Origin of the sequence: Streptomyces griseoloalbus, assembly GCA_014650015.1 — a bacterium.
In the GTDB taxonomy this organism is placed as follows: Bacteria; Actinomycetota; Actinomycetes; order Streptomycetales; family Streptomycetaceae; genus Streptomyces; species Streptomyces griseoloalbus.
Genome location: BMUD01000032.1, coordinates 43,144 through 58,246 on the forward strand (window position 1 = coordinate 43,144; position 15,103 = coordinate 58,246).

Sequence of the window (15,103 nt, forward strand, 5' to 3'; positions counted from 1 at the left end):
GCCGGTGCCGTGGACACCGAAGCCATGGGCACGGACAACGTGGGAGTCGAAGCCATGGGGATCGACGCGCTGCTGGAGCGGGTGCGCGCGGGGTACGAGCGCATCGGACCCGGGGACGCGCACGAGGCCGCCCGCGCCGGCGAGGCCCTGCTGGTGGACATCCGCTACGCCGCGCTGCGTGAACGGGACGGACTCATCCCCGGCGCCCTCGTGGTCGAGCGCAACGAGCTGGAGTGGCGCCTGGACCCGCAAGGAAGCCATCGCCTCCCCGAGGCCACGGGCCATGACCTGCGCGTCGTCGTGATCTGCAACGAGGGCTATGCCTCCAGCCTGGCGGCGGAGTCCCTCCACCGGCTGGGGCTGCACCGGGCCACCGATCTGGTGGACGGTTTCCAGGCCTGGCGGGCGGCGGGGCTGCCGGTGGTGCCTGTCTCTGGGTCTAGCTCTGGCTCTGGGGCTGGGTCTGGCTCTGGGTAGAGCTACTCAGAATCCCCCGTCGCCGAGGAACTCCGTGTCCTCGCCCTCTTCCTCCAGCGCCTGTCGGACCACGCGGAGGGCCAGGCCCTCGGGGTAGCCCTTGCGGGCGAGCATGCCCGCGAGGCGGCGGATCCGCTTGTCGCGGTCGAGTCCGCGGGTGGCACGCAGTTTGCGGGCGACCAGTTCGCGCGCGGTCGTCTCCTCCTGCTCGGAGTCGAGCTGGGAGACGGCCGCGTCGATCAGCGTGGGGTCGACGCCCTTGGTGCGCAGCTCCTGGGCGAGCGCACGCCGTGCGAGTCCCCGACCGTGGTGCCGGGACTCCACCCAGGCGTCCGCGAAGGCGCTGTCGTTGATCAGTCCGACCTCCTCGAACCGGGACAGCACTTCCTCGGCGGCCTCGTCCGGGATCTCCCGCTTGCGAAGGGCGTCGGCGAGCTGTTTGCGGGTGCGCGGAGTCCCGGTGAGCAGGCGCAGACAGATCGCCCGCGCCCGCTCGACCGGGTCCCCCGGAGGCTCCTCCTGCTCAGCCCTCGACAAGGAAGAGGCACCCCCGTCCGCCGCGGCCGCCTCGCCGAAGCCCCGGCGCCTGCGCCCGCGTCCACCGGGCGACCCGCCGTCACGCGAGCCGCCCGCCCGTGCGCCCCCGGAACGCCGCCGGCCGCTGCCGGAGTCCGCGTCCCGGGGACCGCTCGCGTCGGTGCTGTTGTCGTACGCCGTGTCACCGCCCACGGCTGAGCCCTCGTCGCCTTCGGTGTCCCTCCCCCGTGGGACACCGAAGGCGGCGAACTCGTACTCGGCCCAGTCGGTTCGTCGGGTCACGGGTCAGCTCTTGGTCGCCGCGGCCTTGGACTTGGTGGCCTTGGCCGCCGGGGCCGGCACCGCGGCCGCCTCGGCCGGGGCGGTGGTGCCCGCCGCGTCCGCAGCCGGTTCGGCGGCCGGCTCCTCGGGCCGCACGCCGACGCCCAGCTTCTCCTTGATCTTCCTCTCGATCTCGTTGGCGAGGTCGGGGTTGTCCTTCAGGAAGTTGCGGGCATTCTCCTTGCCCTGGCCGAGCTGGTCGCCCTCGTACGTGTACCAGGCGCCCGCCTTGCGGACGAAGCCGTGCTCCACACCCATGTCGATCAGGCCGCCCTCGCGGCTGATGCCCTGGCCGTAGAGGATGTCGAACTCGGCCTGCTTGAAGGGGGGCGCGACCTTGTTCTTGACGACCTTGACACGGGTGCGGTTGCCGACCGCGTCGGTGCCGTCCTTCAGCGTCTCGATGCGTCGGATGTCGAGTCGCACCGAGGCGTAGAACTTCAGCGCGCGGCCACCGGTCGTGGTCTCCGGGGAGCCGAACATCACGCCGATCTTCTCGCGCAGCTGGTTGATGAAGATCGCGGTGGTCTTGGACTGGTTGAGCGCGCTGGTGATCTTCCGTAGGGCCTGGCTCATCAGGCGGGCCTGCAGACCGACGTGACTGTCACCCATCTCGCCCTCGATCTCCGCGCGCGGGACGAGCGCGGCGACGGAGTCGATGACGATGAGGTCGAGGGCACCGGAGCGGACCAGCATGTCCACGATCTCCAGGGCCTGCTCGCCGTTGTCCGGCTGGGACAGGATCAGGTTGTCGATGTCGACGCCGAGCTTCTGCGCGTACTCGGGGTCGAGAGCGTGCTCCGCGTCCACGAACGCGACCTGGCCGCCGGCCTTCTGCGCGTTGGCCACCGCGTGCAGGGTCAGGGTCGTCTTGCCGGAGGACTCGGGGCCGTAGACCTCGATGACGCGGCCGCGGGGCAGGCCGCCGACGCCGAGGGCCACGTCGAGCGCGGTCGACCCGGTCGGGATGACCTCGATGGGCTCCTTCGACCGGTCGCCCATGCGCATGACCGCGCCCTTGCCGAATTGCCGTTCAATCTGTGCGAGCGCGGCGTCGAGCGCCTTCTCGCGGTCGGTTCCTGCCATGGGTTCCACCCGATTTGCTTGAGTCGATCGTTTCACGTCAAAGACGCTAACGCCTGCCACTGACAACGCGCCCCGACGCACGTCCGGCCTGTGGATAACGCGGATACTTTCCTACCCAAACCGGGGCAGAGCACCCGTCGTTGAGCCTCACCGGCCCTTCCATAAGAATGGATGTTCGATTTTTGTGTCAAGCCGCACCGCGCCCACCCGCGAAGGAGCCCCGACTTGCCTTACAGGAAAGCCAAGCGGTAACTTTCCCGTCAGGAAAGTGAACTGTCCCGCAGTCGTCACGGGGAGGCGATGGCCGTGAGCACACCAGTGGATGCCGAACAGGCCTGGAAGGATCTGCAGCGCATCCGGGTACCGCAGGAACGGGTGTACGACGAGATCGAGCGGTGCGCATCCGGCGGCCCCGGCGCGACCTACACCACGGCCGCGACCATGTGGGCCTTCCTGGCCTGCACGGGCCTGGACCTGCCCCGGTGGGGTGTCTGGCTGGCCGTCGCCGCATATGTCGCGCTGCTGAGCGTGCTGGCCGTGATCTACAGCCGAAGGAGCCGGGTGCGCCTGCACCACTCCCGCTACAACTGGCGGATGTCCGCCACGTTCGTCGCGGGCGCAGTGGTGACCGGCGGGACGACCCTGCTGTCCGGCCGCTTGGTGGAGTCACTGGAGCCGACGGTCGCCGGTCTGATCCGGGCGACGATCACGACGGCCGCTTTCCTGCTGTTCATCGGGCCCGCCACCCGCTGGGCAACCGGCTCGTTGCGTGGTCACGGCGAACGGGCGACCCGCGGGGGCGCGGGCCGATGAGCACTCCCAGCGGCTTCGACGAGTTGATCCATCCCGCCACCCGGCTGTCGGTGGTCTCGCTGCTCGCCACCACCGAATGGGCGGACTTCGCCTTCATCCGCGACAGCCTCTCGCTCAGCGACTCCGCGCTCTCCAAACAGCTGCACACCCTGGAAGAGGCCGGATACCTCGACATCCGCAAGGAGGGCGGCGGCCGCAAGCGGCGCACGAGGGTACGGCTGACGGACCGGGGCCGCACCGCCTTCGAGGGGCATGTGGCGGCGCTCCGGGCGATCGTCGAGGGCGCCGTGCCCAGGGCGGAAGGACTCCCGGCGGCCGGCGACGTCTCCGCGGCCCCCTCAACCGGGGTGGCACAACGGCACGCGGAGGCAGGACGATGACGCCGGCCGTCTCCACCGACCGATCCGTCGTCCACGCACGCGGTCTGACGATGACGTACGGCGATGTCGATGTCCTCCACGGCATCGACCTGGACATCCACCGGGGCGAGATCTTCGCACTGCTCGGGCCCAACGGCGCCGGGAAGACCACCACCGTGGAGATCCTGGAGGGCTTCCGGCAGCGCTCCGCCGGGGAGGTCCGCGTCCTCGGTGCGGACCCGCAGCGAGGCGACGATGCCTGGCGCGGCCGCATCGGACTGGTCCTGCAGTCCTGGCGCGACCACGGCCGCTGGCGGGTCGCCGAGCTCCTGGCGCACTTCGCGACGTACTACCCCGACCCGCGCGACCCGGCCGAACTACTGGCCCTGACGGGTCTGACCGACCAGGCCGACCAGCAGGTGGACCGGCTGTCCGGCGGCCGGCGCCGGCGGTTGGACGTCGCGCTCGGCATCGTCGGCCGCCCCGAGCTGCTCTTCCTGGACGAGCCGACCACCGGCTTCGACCCGGAGGCGCGGCGCGAGTTCCACGTCCTCGTCGAACGGCTGGCCCGCGACGAAGGCGTCACCGTCCTGCTCACGACGCACGACCTGGCGGAGGCCGAGCGGCTCGCCGACCGGATCGCCATGCTGGTCAGCGGCCGGATCCGGGCCTGCGGCACCCCGTCGGAACTGGCCCGGCGGGCCGCCGCACGGGCCGAGGTCCGCTGGACGGCCGACGACGGGACGCCCCGCCGCGAACGCACCGGGGACCCCTCACGGCTGGTCTGGGAACTCCATCGGGACGCCGACGGCCCGATCCCCGGCCTGGAGGTCCGCCGCCCGACGCTCGAGGACACCTATCTGCACATGGTGCACCAGGAGGACGACGACGCCGACGGGGACGTGGGCGGGGAGGCACGGACCGCATGAAAGGCACACACGTGACGAACGAAGCGGACGCGACGGGCAGGACACGCACGCCGCGCCGCCCCACCCGGTCCTCCTGGCGGGCAGGCCTCCTGCGCGGCGGCATCGAGCTGCGGCACCTCCTGCGCAATCCCAAGGAGATGTCCGGCCATCTGACCAATGTGGTCGTCGCACTGCTGGTCGCCGCCTACATCAGCGACGACGTGCCCGGCACCCAAACCCCGATGGGCCATCTGGCGCTTGCGGGCTTCGCCGCCTATCTGCTGTTCCAGATCGGTCTCATCAACCTCCCGCAGATGCTCGTGACGGAGCGGGAGGAGGGTGTTCTGCTGCGGCTGCGCGCCACACCCGGCGGGATACCGGCCTATCTCGTGGCCAAGTGCCTGCTGCTGGTCGTCGTGGCGGTCGGCACCCTGGCCCTGCTGCTGGGAGCCGCGGCGCTGCTGGTGGACGGTCCGCTGCCGCGCGGAGGCGGCGACTGGCTTACGCTGCTGTGGGTCACCACGCTCGGACTGCTCGCCGTCGTACCGCTGGGCGCGGCCATCGGGGCCGTGCTGCCCAACCCGCGCGAGGCACTGGCGCTGATCGTTCTGCCCACGATGGGGCTGCTGATGACCTCCGGAGCGGTGTTCCCGATCACCTCGCTGCCCGTACCGGTCCAGCAGGTGGCCGCGGTCTTCCCGCTGAAGTGGATGGCCCAGGGGCTGCGCTCGGCGCTGCTGCCGGACGCCGCACGGACCGCCGAGCCGGCCGGCTCCTGGGAGCTGCCCATGGTCGCCCTGGTACTGGCCGCCTGGGCGGTCGTCGGCTTCCTCCTGGCGGTACCCCTCCTGCGCCGCGCCGCCCGCCGGGAGTCCGGTTCCCGCCTGGCCGCGCGCCACCGCAAGGCGGCGGGAAGCGGGTCGGTGCCCGCATAGAGGCAGGCGTCTGCGAGCGGCCCGGGCTCGGTCGTCAGGAGGCTGTGGGGTCGTCGCCCCGGGGGCGCACCACACGCGGTCGGCGGCCCCACAGACGCCGGGCGCGTGTGAGAACCCCCGGCTCGCCGCCGGGGCCCTGGTGGCCGTGCACACGGGGGTCGTCCGTGACGTCGTACCGCTTCACATACGCGCCGAGGAACGCCTGGAGGGTGGCGATCGCGGGGATGGCGATCAGCGCGCCGACGGCGCCGAGCAGGGCGGTGCCCGCGACGACCGAGCCGAAGGCGACCGCCGGGTGGATGTCGACGGTCTTGGAGGTCAGCTTCGGCTGCAGCACGTAATTCTCGAACTGCTGGTAGAACACCACGAAGATCAGCACCCACAGCGCGTACCAGGGGTCGACCGTGAAGGCGATCAGCATGGGCAGGGCACCCGCGAGATAGGTGCCGATGGTGGGGATGAACTGCGACACCAGGCCCACCCACACGGCGAGGACGGGCGCGTAGGGCACCTCGAGGAACTCCAGCAGAACGAAGTGCGCCAGGCCGGAGACCAACGCCATCAGTCCGCGCGAGTACAGATAGGCGCCCGTCTTGTTCACGGCTATCTCCCACGCGCGCAGCACCTCGGCCTGTCGGGCGGGCGGCAGCAGGGAGCAGACGGTTCGCCGCAACCGCGGACCGTCGGCGGCGAAGTAGAACGAGAACAGACCGACGGTCAGCACCTGGAAGAGGCCGCCGAGGACCTGCGCGGACACGTCGAGCACACCGGTCGCGCTGTTCTGGACGTAGTTGCGCAGCCAGTCGGAGCGCAGCAGGCCCTCCTGGATGTCCACCCGCCGCAACTCGGTGTGGAAGTGCGCGTTGATCCAGCTGATCACGGAGTCGAGGTAGGCCGGGAAATCCTCGACGATCTTGATGATCTGGCCCGCCAGCATGGACCCGAGCAAGGTGACGAAGCCCGCCGCCATGATCAGCACGGCCAGGATGACGAGGAAGGTGCCCAGGCCCCGGCGCACCCCGCGCGCGGCCATCCAGCTCACCGCGGGCTCGACGGCGAGCGCCAGGAAGAACGCGATGAGGACGTTGATCAGCAGGCCGGTGAGCTGGTGGAAGGCCCAGCTGCCGAGCTGGAACACGGCGATCAGCGCGAGCGCGAGCACCATGGCACGCGGCAGCCAGCGAGGCATGCGGGCGCCCGGCCCGGCCGTGGGGTCCACCGGAGGCCCGACGGGCGGCGGCGCTCCGGGCGTGGTGAAATGCCGGGCTGCCTGCCCGGTCTCGTCATTGGTTGCCACGGCTCAAGTCTCGCCCACGCCGACGGCGGCCGTCCGCCCCCCGGCGATCTCTGTGACGATCAGTGCTTCTCCCGGGGAACGCCCATCACCGTGCAGACCACGTGCCAGACGTCCTTGGCGTTCCATCCGGCCGCCAGCGCCTCGTGCACGGTGCGCCCGCCGAGCTCGGACATGACATGGTCACGCGCGAAGGTGTCGGCATAACCCGCGCCGAAGTGCTCCGTCATCCGCTCCCAGAAAACCGTCAACCGCATGCCCCCAGTATCCCGCCTGCGGGGGTGGCCCCGAGCCGGTGGGCCTGCCCGCGGCGCTTTCCGCCTACGGTCGGACCCATGGCCGACACCGGAGCTGTCCCAACGCCCCCGACCTCCCCGCCGCAGGGCCCGCTCGCGCGGGCGGAGCGGTTCGTCTGGCTCACCGCGCGTGTGCTCGAGCAGCACCTGTTCGCCCACCACTTCCGCGACGGCGGTGCCGGTCCGGTGGAGACGGCACTGGACGCCTATCGCAACGAGGACGGCGGTTACGGACACGGGCTGGAGCCCGATCTGCGCGGTCCGGTCAGCCAGCCGCTGCACACTGCCCGCGCGCTGCGCGTGCTGGACACCGTGGGGCGTTGCGACGGCCGCCGCGCGGAGGACGTCTGCCGCTATCTGACGTCCGTCTCCACGGCGGACGGCGCGCTTCCGGCGATCCATCCCGGTCAGCGCGGCTACCCGGCGGCACCCTTCGTGCCGGTCGTGGACGACCCGCCCGGCGAGCTGCTGGCCACCGGGCCGGTGGTGGGGCTTTTGCACCGCAGCGAGGTGTGGCACGCATGGCTGTTCCGCGCCACGGATTTCTGCTGGCGGGCCACGGAGTCGCTGGAAAGGTCCCACCCCTACGAGGTGCAGGCGGCCGTGACGTTCCTGGACCACGCCCCCGACCGCACCCGCGCGGAGGCCGCCGCGGACCGGCTGGGCCGTCTGGTGCGCCGGCAGCGGCTCGCGGCGCTCGACCCGGACGACCTCGACGCCTACCCGGTCGCGCCGGGCTACGCCCCGGGCGAGCACCACTTCCCGCACGACTACGCGAGGACGCCGGACTCCCTGGCGCGCGCGTGGTTCACGGACGAGGAGATGGCACGCTCCCTGGACTTCCTCTCGGCCGAGCAGCAGGAGGACGGCGGCTGGCCCGTCCGGTGGCGCCAGTGGGCGCCGGGCCCCTACCTGGAAGCCCGCCCCATGGTGACGATCGAGGCCCTGCGAACGCTGGAGGCGTACGGCCGCCCCGCCGGCTGACCGAGCGGCCGGCGGCGCTGTGTCCCCCGTCCGAACGCGTCCCCGCGCGGTGCCGCCGGAACGCGGTACCGCCGGAGCACCGTGGCCGCCGCCTCATCCGCCCAGGGCGCGCACCCCCGCCGTCACGACGACGGCCGATCCGACGACGAGCAGGAACGGGACACGCAGCACCAGGGCCACGCCGGCCGCCGCCAGCCCCGCCGCCCTCGCGTCCAGTACCAGGCTCTGGCCGTCGGAGAAGGTCTGCTGGGCCGTCAGGGCGGCGAGCAGGGCGACCGGCAGGAGTGCGGCGAGATGCCGGACGAGGGGCCGTTCGAGGGCCCCGGCGGGTACCAGCAGTCCGGCGAGTTTGAGGGCGTAGCAGCCGAGCGCGGTCACGCCGATCGCGATCCAGATGTTCAACGGTCCTCCTCCGGTGCGCCACCGCGCGATGTGCTCCTGCGGCCCTGTGCCCACAGGACGGCCGGCGCCGCGAGCGCGGCCACCAGAACCGGCGCGCCGGCCGGCAGGACGGGCAGCAGACCGAGTCCCAGGAGGACGGCGAGCCCGGCGACGGTCCGCTCGGTGCCGGTGCGCAGCATCGGTGCGAGCAGCGCCAGGAAGACCGCGGGACCGGCAGCGTCCAGACCCCACGCGTCGGTGTCCCCGATGGCCTCGGCGCCCAGCGCGCCGAGCAGCGTCGTGAGGTTCCACAGGAGGTACAGGCTGAGCCCGGTCACGACGAATCCGATGCGTGCGCCGCGCCGGGTGGGCTGGGCGAGGGAGACGGCGGCCGTCTCGTCGATGACCCACTGGGCGGCGAACGGCCGCACCGCGCGGGGAAGCGCCAGCAGCTGTGACAGGCGCAGTCCGTAGAAGGCGTTGCGCGCCCCGAGGAAGAACGCCCCCGCGGCGGCCGTGAACGGGCTCCCGCCGGCCGCCAGCGCCCCCACCAGGGCGAACTGGGACGCGCCGGTGAACACCAGCAGGCTGAGCGCACACGTCTGGAGGAGGGTGAGCCCGCTGCCCGCCGAGGTCACACCGAAGGCGAACCCGGAGAGTCCGACGGCGATCCCGACGCCGAGGGCGTCCCGTACGACGGCGCCGTCCGGCTTTCCTCCTGCGTCGTCCCGTAGGTCTGTGAGTGTTGCTGTCCGTTCCGTTGCCACCTCCCGGACGGTACGGGTGCGACGCGCCGCGTGTCTTGTACGTTCTTGCGCTCGCGCTGGTACGCGCCCGGGGGCACGCCGACGATCCGGCTGAAGTGCCGGTTCAGATGCGGCTGGTCGGTGAACCCGACCGCGACGGCCGCCCGTGCCGGCGCCGTCCCGGCGTCCAGCAGCCGCCGCGCCCGCCGTACCCGCGCGTCGGTGAGCCAGGTGTGCGGCGGCATCCCGTAGGTGTCCCGGAAGGCGCGCAGCAGGGCGAAGGGGCTGGTGCCGAGTTCGCCGGCCAGCCGCTGGAGGGTCGGCGGCTCGGCCATCCGCTCCTCCAGCAGGGCACGCGCGCGTGCGGCGGTCCTGGCGCCCGCCGTGCGTACCTCGCGCCGCGGCAGTAACCCGCCGTTCAACCGCAGCAGCCGGGTGACGGCCACCCGGAGCAGGGTGTCGGCGGCGAGCGCGTTGCCCTCGTCGGTGGCCCGCAGCACCCGGTGCACCAGATGGACGGTGTACGGATCGTCGAGCACCGGCATGACGAACCCCGGTGTGCCGCGCAGCGTGGTGGTCTCGGCGGCGATCGCGGCCACCACCTCCGGCGACGGGTACACCGCCCCGTACCGCCATCCCTCGGGGACACCCGCCCGGCCGGTGTGCGGGGTGTCCGGGTTGACGAGCGCGAGGGCTCCGGCGCCCGCGTACACGTCACCACCACCGTGTTGGAAGACCTCCACTCCGTCGGCGATGGCGGCGATCACGAAGTTCTCGTGGGTGTGCCGTACGAACGTCTTCCGTATGTACCGGGCACGCAGCAGATCGACACCGGGCAGTTCGTCGTACTGCCAGTGCCGCGCACGTTCCTCGCGCGATTCCGCCATGCGGCCATTGTCCCGCGGCCTCGGCCACCCCTGTCCTGAACACCCCTCGGCCACCCGCCTCAGCCGCATTGTCAGTGGCCGGGTGCACGATGGACGCATGGTCAGCGATCCGCACCGAGCCCTCGAAGGCTTCTCCCCCGCGACCCGCGGCTGGTTCACGGGGGCGTTCTCCGCGCCCACCGCCGCCCAGGCCGGGGCGTGGCAGGCCATCGGGGAGGGCTCGGACGTGCTGGTGGTCGCCCCCACCGGCTCAGGGAAGACGCTGGCCGCCTTCCTCGCGGCCCTGGACCAGCTGGCCTCGACGCCTCCGCCCGCCGATCCGAAGAAGCGCTGCCGCGTCCTGTACGTCTCACCCCTGAAGGCCCTGGCGGTCGACGTCGAGCGCAACCTCCGCAGCCCGCTGACCGGAATCCGTCAGGAATCCGTTCGCCTGGGCCGGCCCGAGCCCGAGGTGAAGGTCGGCATCCGCTCCGGCGACACCCCGCCGGCCGAGCGCCGTGCCCTGGCCACCCGGCCGCCGGACATCCTGATCACCACCCCGGAGTCGCTGTTCCTGATGCTGACGTCCGCCACGCGCGACGCGCTGACGGGCGTGGAGACGGTGATCCTGGACGAGGTGCACGCGGTCGCGGGCACCAAGCGCGGAGCGCACCTCGCGCTCTCCCTGGAGCGGCTGGACGAACTGCTGCCCCGGCCGGCCCGCCGGATCGGCCTCTCGGCGACGGTGCGGCCGGTGGACGAGGTCGCCCGCTTCCTTTCCCCGCGCCGCAAGGTGGAGATCGTCCAGCCGGAGTCGGGCAAGGAGTTCGACCTCTCCGTCGTCGTGCCGGTGGAGGACCTGGGCGAGCTGGGCGGTTCCCCGGTCGCCGAGGGCTCGGAGGGTGCCGAACGCCCGTCGATCTGGCCGCACGTCGAGGAGCGGATCGCCGACCTGGTGCAGTCGCACCGCTCGACCATCGTGTTCGCGAACTCCCGTCGCCTCGCCGAGCGCCTGTGCAACCGGCTCAACGAGATCGCCTACGAGCGGGCCACCGGGGAGCCCTTGGACGAGCACCACTCCCCCGCCGAGCTCATGGGCGGTTCCGGAGCCGCCCAGGGCGCGCCCGCGGTCATCGCCCGCGCCCACCACGGTTCGGTGTCCAAGGAGCAGCGCGCCCTGGTCGAGGAGGACCTCAAGGCCGGCCGGCTCCCCGCGGTGGTGGCCACCTCCAGCCTGGAGCTGGGCATCGACATGGGCGCCGTCGACCTGGTGGTCCAGGTCGAGTCACCGCCGTCGGTCGCCTCCGGGCTCCAGCGCGTCGGCCGCGCGGGACACCAGGTGGGCGCGGTCTCCACGGGTGTGGTGTTCCCGAAGTACCGGGGCGACCTCGTGCAGGCGGCCGTGGTCACCGAGCGGATGCGCACCGGAGCCATCGAGTCCCTGAGGGTTCCCGCCAACCCTTTGGACGTCCTGGCCCAGCAGCTCGTCGCCATGACGGCCATGGACACCTGGCAGCTCGACGACCTGCTCGCCATGGTCCGGCGCGCGGCGCCGTTCGCCTCACTGCCGGAATCCGCCTTCACGGCCGTGCTGGACATGCTCGCCGGCCGCTACCCGTCCGACGCCTTCGCGGAGCTTCGCCCGCGCGTGGTGTGGGACCGGGTCACGGGCGAGATCACCGGCCGCCCGGGTGCCCAGCGCCTGGCCGTCACCTCCGGGGGCACGATCCCCGACCGCGGCCTCTTCGGGGTCTTCCTGGCCGGTGCCGACCCGAAGAAGGGCGGCGGACGGGTCGGCGAGCTCGACGAGGAGATGGTCTACGAGTCCCGTGTGGGCGACGTCTTCACGCTCGGCACCAGCTCCTGGCGCATCGAGGACATCACGCGCGACCGGGTCCTGGTCTCCCCGGCGCCGGGCGTGCCGGGCCGGCTGCCGTTCTGGAAGGGCGACCAGCTGGGCCGCCCGCTGGAGCTCGGCCGCGCGGTGGGCGCCTTCCTGCGCGAGGTGGGCTCGCTGTCCGAGGAGGACGCCCGGCTGCGGCTCCTCGCGGCGGGACTGGACACCTGGGCCGCGGACAACGTGCTGTCCTACCTCGACGAACAGCGCGAGGCCTGCGGCCACGTCCCCGACGACCGCACCATCGTCGTGGAGCGCTTCCGCGACGAACTGGGCGACTGGCGGGTCGTCGTGCACTCACCGTTCGGCGCCCAGGTGCACGCCCCGTGGGCGCTCGCGCTCGGCGCCCGTCTCTCCGAGCGGTACGGCATGGACGCCCAGGTGATGCACGCCGACGACGGCATCGTGCTGCGCCTGCCGGACGCCGACCTCATGGGCCTCGACCTGCTCGACCAGGAGCCGAGGAAGGCCGGCACCGAGTACGACGCGGACCAGGCTCCCGTGGGCGCCGCCGACGTGGTCTTCGACAAGGGCGAGGTCGACCAGGTCGTCACCGACCAGGTGGGCGGCTCGGCACTGTTCGCCTCCCGCTTCCGCGAGTGCGCCGCCCGCGCACTGCTGCTTCCGCGCCGTAACCCCGGCCGGCGCACCCCCCTGTGGCAGCAGCGTCAGCGCGCCTCCCAGCTCCTCCAGGTCGCAGGAGAGTTCGGCTCGTTCCCGATCGTCCTGGAGGCGGTCCGCGAATGCCTCCAGGACGTCTTCGACGTTCCCGGACTCGTCGAGCTGATGGGCGACCTGGAGTCCCGAAGGGTGCGCCTCGTCGAGGTCACCACCCCCGAGCCGTCCCCGTTCGCCCGCTCCCTCCTCTTCGGCTATGTCGCCCAGTTCCTGTACGAGGGCGACTCCCCGCTCGCCGAGCGCCGCGCCGCCGCCCTCTCGCTGGACTCGCGGCTGCTGGCCGAACTGCTCGGACAGGCGGAGCTGCGCGAGCTGCTCGACGCGGAGGTGCTGACCGAGCTGGAGCGCGAGCTGCAGTGGCTCACCGAGGACCGGCGCGTCAAGGACACGGAGGGCGTCGCCGACCTGCTGCGCGTGCTCGGCCCGCTCACCGAGTCCGAGCTGGCCGAGCGGGGCGCCGAACCGCAGTGGGCACGGGACCTGGCCTTCGCGCGGCGCGCCATCCGGGTGCGGGTCGCCGGCGTCGACCACTGGGCGGCGATCGAGGACGCCGGACGGCTGCGCGACGCGTTGGGCACGGCGCTGCCGGTCGGCGTGCCCGAGGCGTTCACCGAGCCGGTCAAGGACCCCCTGGGCGATCTCCTCGCGCGGTACGCGCGCACCCACGGTCCGTTCACGTCGGCCACCGCCGCGGCCCGTTTCGGACTGGGTGTCGCGGTCACCGAGGGCTGCCTCCAGCGGCTCTCCGCGGCGGGCAGGGTCGTCCAGGGCGAGTTCCATCCGGCCGGGATCGGACAGGAGTGGTGCGACGCGGCCGTACTGCGCCGACTGCGCCGTCGCTCCCTGGCCGCCCTGCGGCACGAACTGGAACCGGTGCCGCCGGCCGCGCTCGCCCAGTTCCTCCCGCAGTGGCAGCACATCGGCAAGGGCCACAGCCTGCGCGGCATCGACGGCCTGGTGCGCGCCATCGAGCAGGTGCAGGGCGCCTCCGTGCCCGCCTCCGCCCTGGAGAAGCTGGTCCTGCCGTCCCGGGTGGCGGGCTACACCCCGGCGATGCTGGACGAACTCACGGCGGCCGGGGAGGTGGTGTGGGCCGGAGCCGGCTCGCTCCCCGGTAAGGACGGCTGGGTCTCCCTCTACCTCGCGGACGCGGCCCCGCTGCTGCTGCCGCCCCCGCACCCCCTGGAGCTCACCGCGCTCCACCAGTCCGTCCTCGACGCCCTCTTGGGCGGCTACGGCCTGTTCTTCCGCCAGATCGCCGACCAGGTCCGCGCCACCACCCACCCCGAGGCCACCGACCCCCAGCTGGCCGACGCCCTGTGGGACCTCGCCTGGTCCGGACGGCTCACGAACGACACGCTCACCCCGATGCGCTCCCTGCTGGGCTCGGGCCGCACCGCGGGCTCCACGGCCCACCGCGCGAAGCGCTCGGTCCCGCGCGGGCGCTACGGCTCGCTCACGGCAGCCGCCCGCAGCGCCTCCCGCACCGGCCCGCCGACCGTCGCCGGCCGCTGGTCCCTGCTCCCGGACCGGGAGGCCGACCCCACGATCCGCGCCCACGCCCTGGCCCGCACCCTGCTCGACCGGCACGGTGTGGTGACCCGGGGCGCCGTCTCCGCGGAGGGCGTCGAGGGCGGCTTCTCGGCGACGTACCGCATCCTGTCCGCCTTCGAGGAGACGGGTCAGGCCCGTCGCGGTTATGTGGTGGAAGGACTGGGCGCCGCCCAGTTCGCGATGGACGGTGCGGTGGACCGCCTCCGCGCGGCGGCCAACGCCCGCGAGCGGGGTGACGGCCTGCAGGCCGCCCCCGGCACGACCGTCCCCGATGCGGGCGTGCCCGCCGCCTTCGGCGACACCCCCGACCCCTTCGCCCCCCACGGCTTCGCCTCCACCGCCGAGGGCCCCGACCGGAGCGTCGCGGGGCGCGACGGCTTCCCCGGCGCGTTCCCCGGCGAGGACGACACGCGGGATCCCCGTCCGTCGCCGGGCGACTACGTCTCCCCGCGCGACAGAGCCCCACAGGCGCTTCCGCCCTGGCAGAACGGCGGACGTCCGTCGTACGACCCGTTCGCCGGCCGCCGTACCGGCGCGGACCGCGTCTCACGGGCCGTCGTCCTCGCCGCCGCCGACCCGGCGAACGCGTACGGTGCCGCTCTGGGCTGGCCCGAGCCGCCGACCGGCGCCGGGCACAAGCCCGGCCGCAAGGCGGGCTCCCTGGTGGTTCTGGTGGACGGCGAGCTGACGCTCTACATGGAGCGGGGCGGCAAGACGCTGCTGGCCTGGCTCGCCGGCCCCGACGACGAGCCCGCGGAGGACCCCCGCCTGCCGGCCGCCGCGGAAGCCCTCGCCGCAGCCGCACGCGCGGGTTCTCTCGGCACGGTCACCGTGGAGCGCGTCAACGGCGCCTCGGCGCTGACGTCCCCCTTGGGCACCCTCCTGGAGGCCGCGGGCTTCGTCGCCACACCCCGGGGCCTGCGCCTGCGCGCCTGACCGACGCGTCGGCGCCCCGGCCGCCCGAGCAGGCC

At 72.9% G+C, this 15,103-nt stretch carries 14 protein-coding genes; 7 read left to right on the forward strand and 7 right to left on the reverse strand.

The window, feature by feature from the left end; translation table 11 throughout:
- Positions 1-24 precede the first annotated feature (24 nt).
- Positions 25-477: a rhodanese-like domain-containing protein gene (locus tag IE178_RS32365; protein ID WP_318280373.1), complete on the forward strand. Its 453-nt coding sequence runs from the start codon at positions 25-27 to the stop codon at positions 475-477.
- Between the two features lie 6 nt (positions 478-483).
- Here IE178_RS32365 and recX read toward each other — a convergent pair whose 3' ends face one another.
- Positions 484-1,296: a recombination regulator RecX gene (recX, locus tag IE178_RS32370; RefSeq protein ID WP_193514724.1), complete on the reverse strand. Its 813-nt coding sequence runs from the start codon at positions 1,294-1,296 to the stop codon at positions 484-486.
- Positions 1,297-1,299: 3 nt separating this feature from the next.
- The gene (recA, locus tag IE178_RS32375; RefSeq protein ID WP_193514725.1) at positions 1,300-2,421 is read right to left on the reverse strand and encodes a recombinase RecA; all 1,122 of its coding nucleotides are present in this window, start codon (positions 2,419-2,421) and stop codon (positions 1,300-1,302) included.
- Between the two features lie 300 nt (positions 2,422-2,721).
- Between recA and IE178_RS32380 the strand changes: the two genes are divergently transcribed.
- The 4 genes from IE178_RS32380 to IE178_RS32395 are packed head-to-tail and all read left to right on the forward strand — an operon-like array spanning position 2,722 to position 5,436.
- Positions 2,722-3,234: a hypothetical protein gene (locus IE178_RS32380; protein ID WP_184765846.1), complete on the forward strand. Its 513-nt coding sequence runs from the start codon at positions 2,722-2,724 to the stop codon at positions 3,232-3,234.
- A complete protein-coding gene (locus tag IE178_RS32385; RefSeq protein WP_193514726.1) occupies positions 3,231-3,614 on the forward strand; it encodes a transcriptional regulator in 384 nt (127 codons plus the stop codon). Before IE178_RS32380 ends, IE178_RS32385 begins: the two co-directional genes overlap by 4 nt.
- A complete protein-coding gene (locus IE178_RS32390; protein ID WP_184765844.1) occupies positions 3,611-4,522 on the forward strand; it encodes an ABC transporter ATP-binding protein in 912 nt (303 codons plus the stop codon). Before IE178_RS32385 ends, IE178_RS32390 begins: the two co-directional genes overlap by 4 nt.
- Positions 4,519-5,436 (forward strand): ABC transporter permease, encoded by a 918-nt coding sequence (locus IE178_RS32395; RefSeq protein WP_193514727.1) that lies wholly within the window; start codon positions 4,519-4,521, stop codon positions 5,434-5,436. Before IE178_RS32390 ends, IE178_RS32395 begins: the two co-directional genes overlap by 4 nt.
- Positions 5,437-5,470: 34 nt before the next feature.
- On the opposite strand, the gene IE178_RS32400 is transcribed toward IE178_RS32395, so the two are convergent.
- Together IE178_RS32400 and IE178_RS32405 are read right to left on the reverse strand one after the other, a co-directional pair.
- Positions 5,471-6,733 (reverse strand): AI-2E family transporter, encoded by a 1,263-nt coding sequence (locus tag IE178_RS32400; RefSeq protein ID WP_184765842.1) that lies wholly within the window; start codon positions 6,731-6,733, stop codon positions 5,471-5,473.
- A gap of 59 nt (positions 6,734-6,792) precedes the next feature.
- Positions 6,793-6,987 carry a DUF3046 domain-containing protein gene (locus IE178_RS32405; RefSeq protein ID WP_184765841.1) on the reverse strand — a complete coding sequence of 65 codons (195 nt, stop codon included), beginning with the start codon at positions 6,985-6,987 and terminating at the stop codon, positions 6,793-6,795.
- Positions 6,988-7,065: 78 nt separating this feature from the next.
- Between IE178_RS32405 and IE178_RS32410 the strand changes: the two genes are divergently transcribed.
- Positions 7,066-8,010: a hypothetical protein gene (locus tag IE178_RS32410; RefSeq protein WP_193514728.1), complete on the forward strand. Its 945-nt coding sequence runs from the start codon at positions 7,066-7,068 to the stop codon at positions 8,008-8,010.
- Positions 8,011-8,103: 93 nt separating this feature from the next.
- Here the strand turns inward: IE178_RS32410 and IE178_RS32415 are convergent, their stop codons facing one another.
- Genes IE178_RS32415 through IE178_RS32425 form a run of 3 tightly spaced genes read right to left on the reverse strand, consistent with a single transcriptional unit; the run spans position 8,104 to position 10,024 of the window.
- Positions 8,104-8,412: an AzlD domain-containing protein gene (locus tag IE178_RS32415; protein WP_193514729.1), complete on the reverse strand. Its 309-nt coding sequence runs from the start codon at positions 8,410-8,412 to the stop codon at positions 8,104-8,106.
- On the reverse strand, positions 8,409-9,029 hold the full coding sequence (locus IE178_RS32420) for an AzlC family ABC transporter permease (RefSeq protein WP_438874431.1): 621 nt from the start codon (positions 9,027-9,029) through the stop codon (positions 8,409-8,411). Before IE178_RS32420 ends, IE178_RS32415 begins: the two co-directional genes overlap by 4 nt.
- Positions 9,026-10,024, reverse strand: a complete 999-nt coding sequence (locus IE178_RS32425) for an AraC family transcriptional regulator (RefSeq protein ID WP_438874432.1) — start codon at positions 10,022-10,024, stop codon at positions 9,026-9,028. The genes IE178_RS32420 and IE178_RS32425 overlap by 4 nt, the downstream gene beginning before the upstream one ends.
- Positions 10,025-10,121: 97 nt before the next feature.
- Between IE178_RS32425 and IE178_RS32430 the strand changes: the two genes are divergently transcribed.
- Positions 10,122-15,068 carry an ATP-dependent helicase gene (locus IE178_RS32430; protein WP_193514731.1) on the forward strand — a complete coding sequence of 1,649 codons (4,947 nt, stop codon included), beginning with the start codon at positions 10,122-10,124 and terminating at the stop codon, positions 15,066-15,068.
- Positions 15,069-15,103: the final 35 nt, after the last annotated feature.

Coding starts and splice junctions, on each gene's coding strand:
- IE178_RS32365 (WP_318280373.1), top strand. CDS start 25: ATGGGCACGGACAACGTGGGAGTCGAAGCCATGGGGATCGACGCGCTG.
- recA (WP_193514725.1), bottom strand. CDS start 2,421: ATGGCAGGAACCGACCGCGAGAAGGCGCTCGACGCCGCGCTCGCACAG.
- IE178_RS32380 (WP_184765846.1), top strand. CDS start 2,722: ATGGCCGTGAGCACACCAGTGGATGCCGAACAGGCCTGGAAGGATCTG.
- IE178_RS32385 (WP_193514726.1), top strand. CDS start 3,231: ATGAGCACTCCCAGCGGCTTCGACGAGTTGATCCATCCCGCCACCCGG.
- IE178_RS32390 (WP_184765844.1), top strand. CDS start 3,611: ATGACGCCGGCCGTCTCCACCGACCGATCCGTCGTCCACGCACGCGGT.
- IE178_RS32395 (WP_193514727.1), top strand. CDS start 4,519: ATGAAAGGCACACACGTGACGAACGAAGCGGACGCGACGGGCAGGACA.
- IE178_RS32405 (WP_184765841.1), bottom strand. CDS start 6,987: ATGCGGTTGACGGTTTTCTGGGAGCGGATGACGGAGCACTTCGGCGCG.
- IE178_RS32410 (WP_193514728.1), top strand. CDS start 7,066: ATGGCCGACACCGGAGCTGTCCCAACGCCCCCGACCTCCCCGCCGCAG.
- IE178_RS32425 (WP_438874432.1), bottom strand. CDS start 10,024: ATGGCGGAATCGCGCGAGGAACGTGCGCGGCACTGGCAGTACGACGAA.
- IE178_RS32430 (WP_193514731.1), top strand. CDS start 10,122: ATGGTCAGCGATCCGCACCGAGCCCTCGAAGGCTTCTCCCCCGCGACC.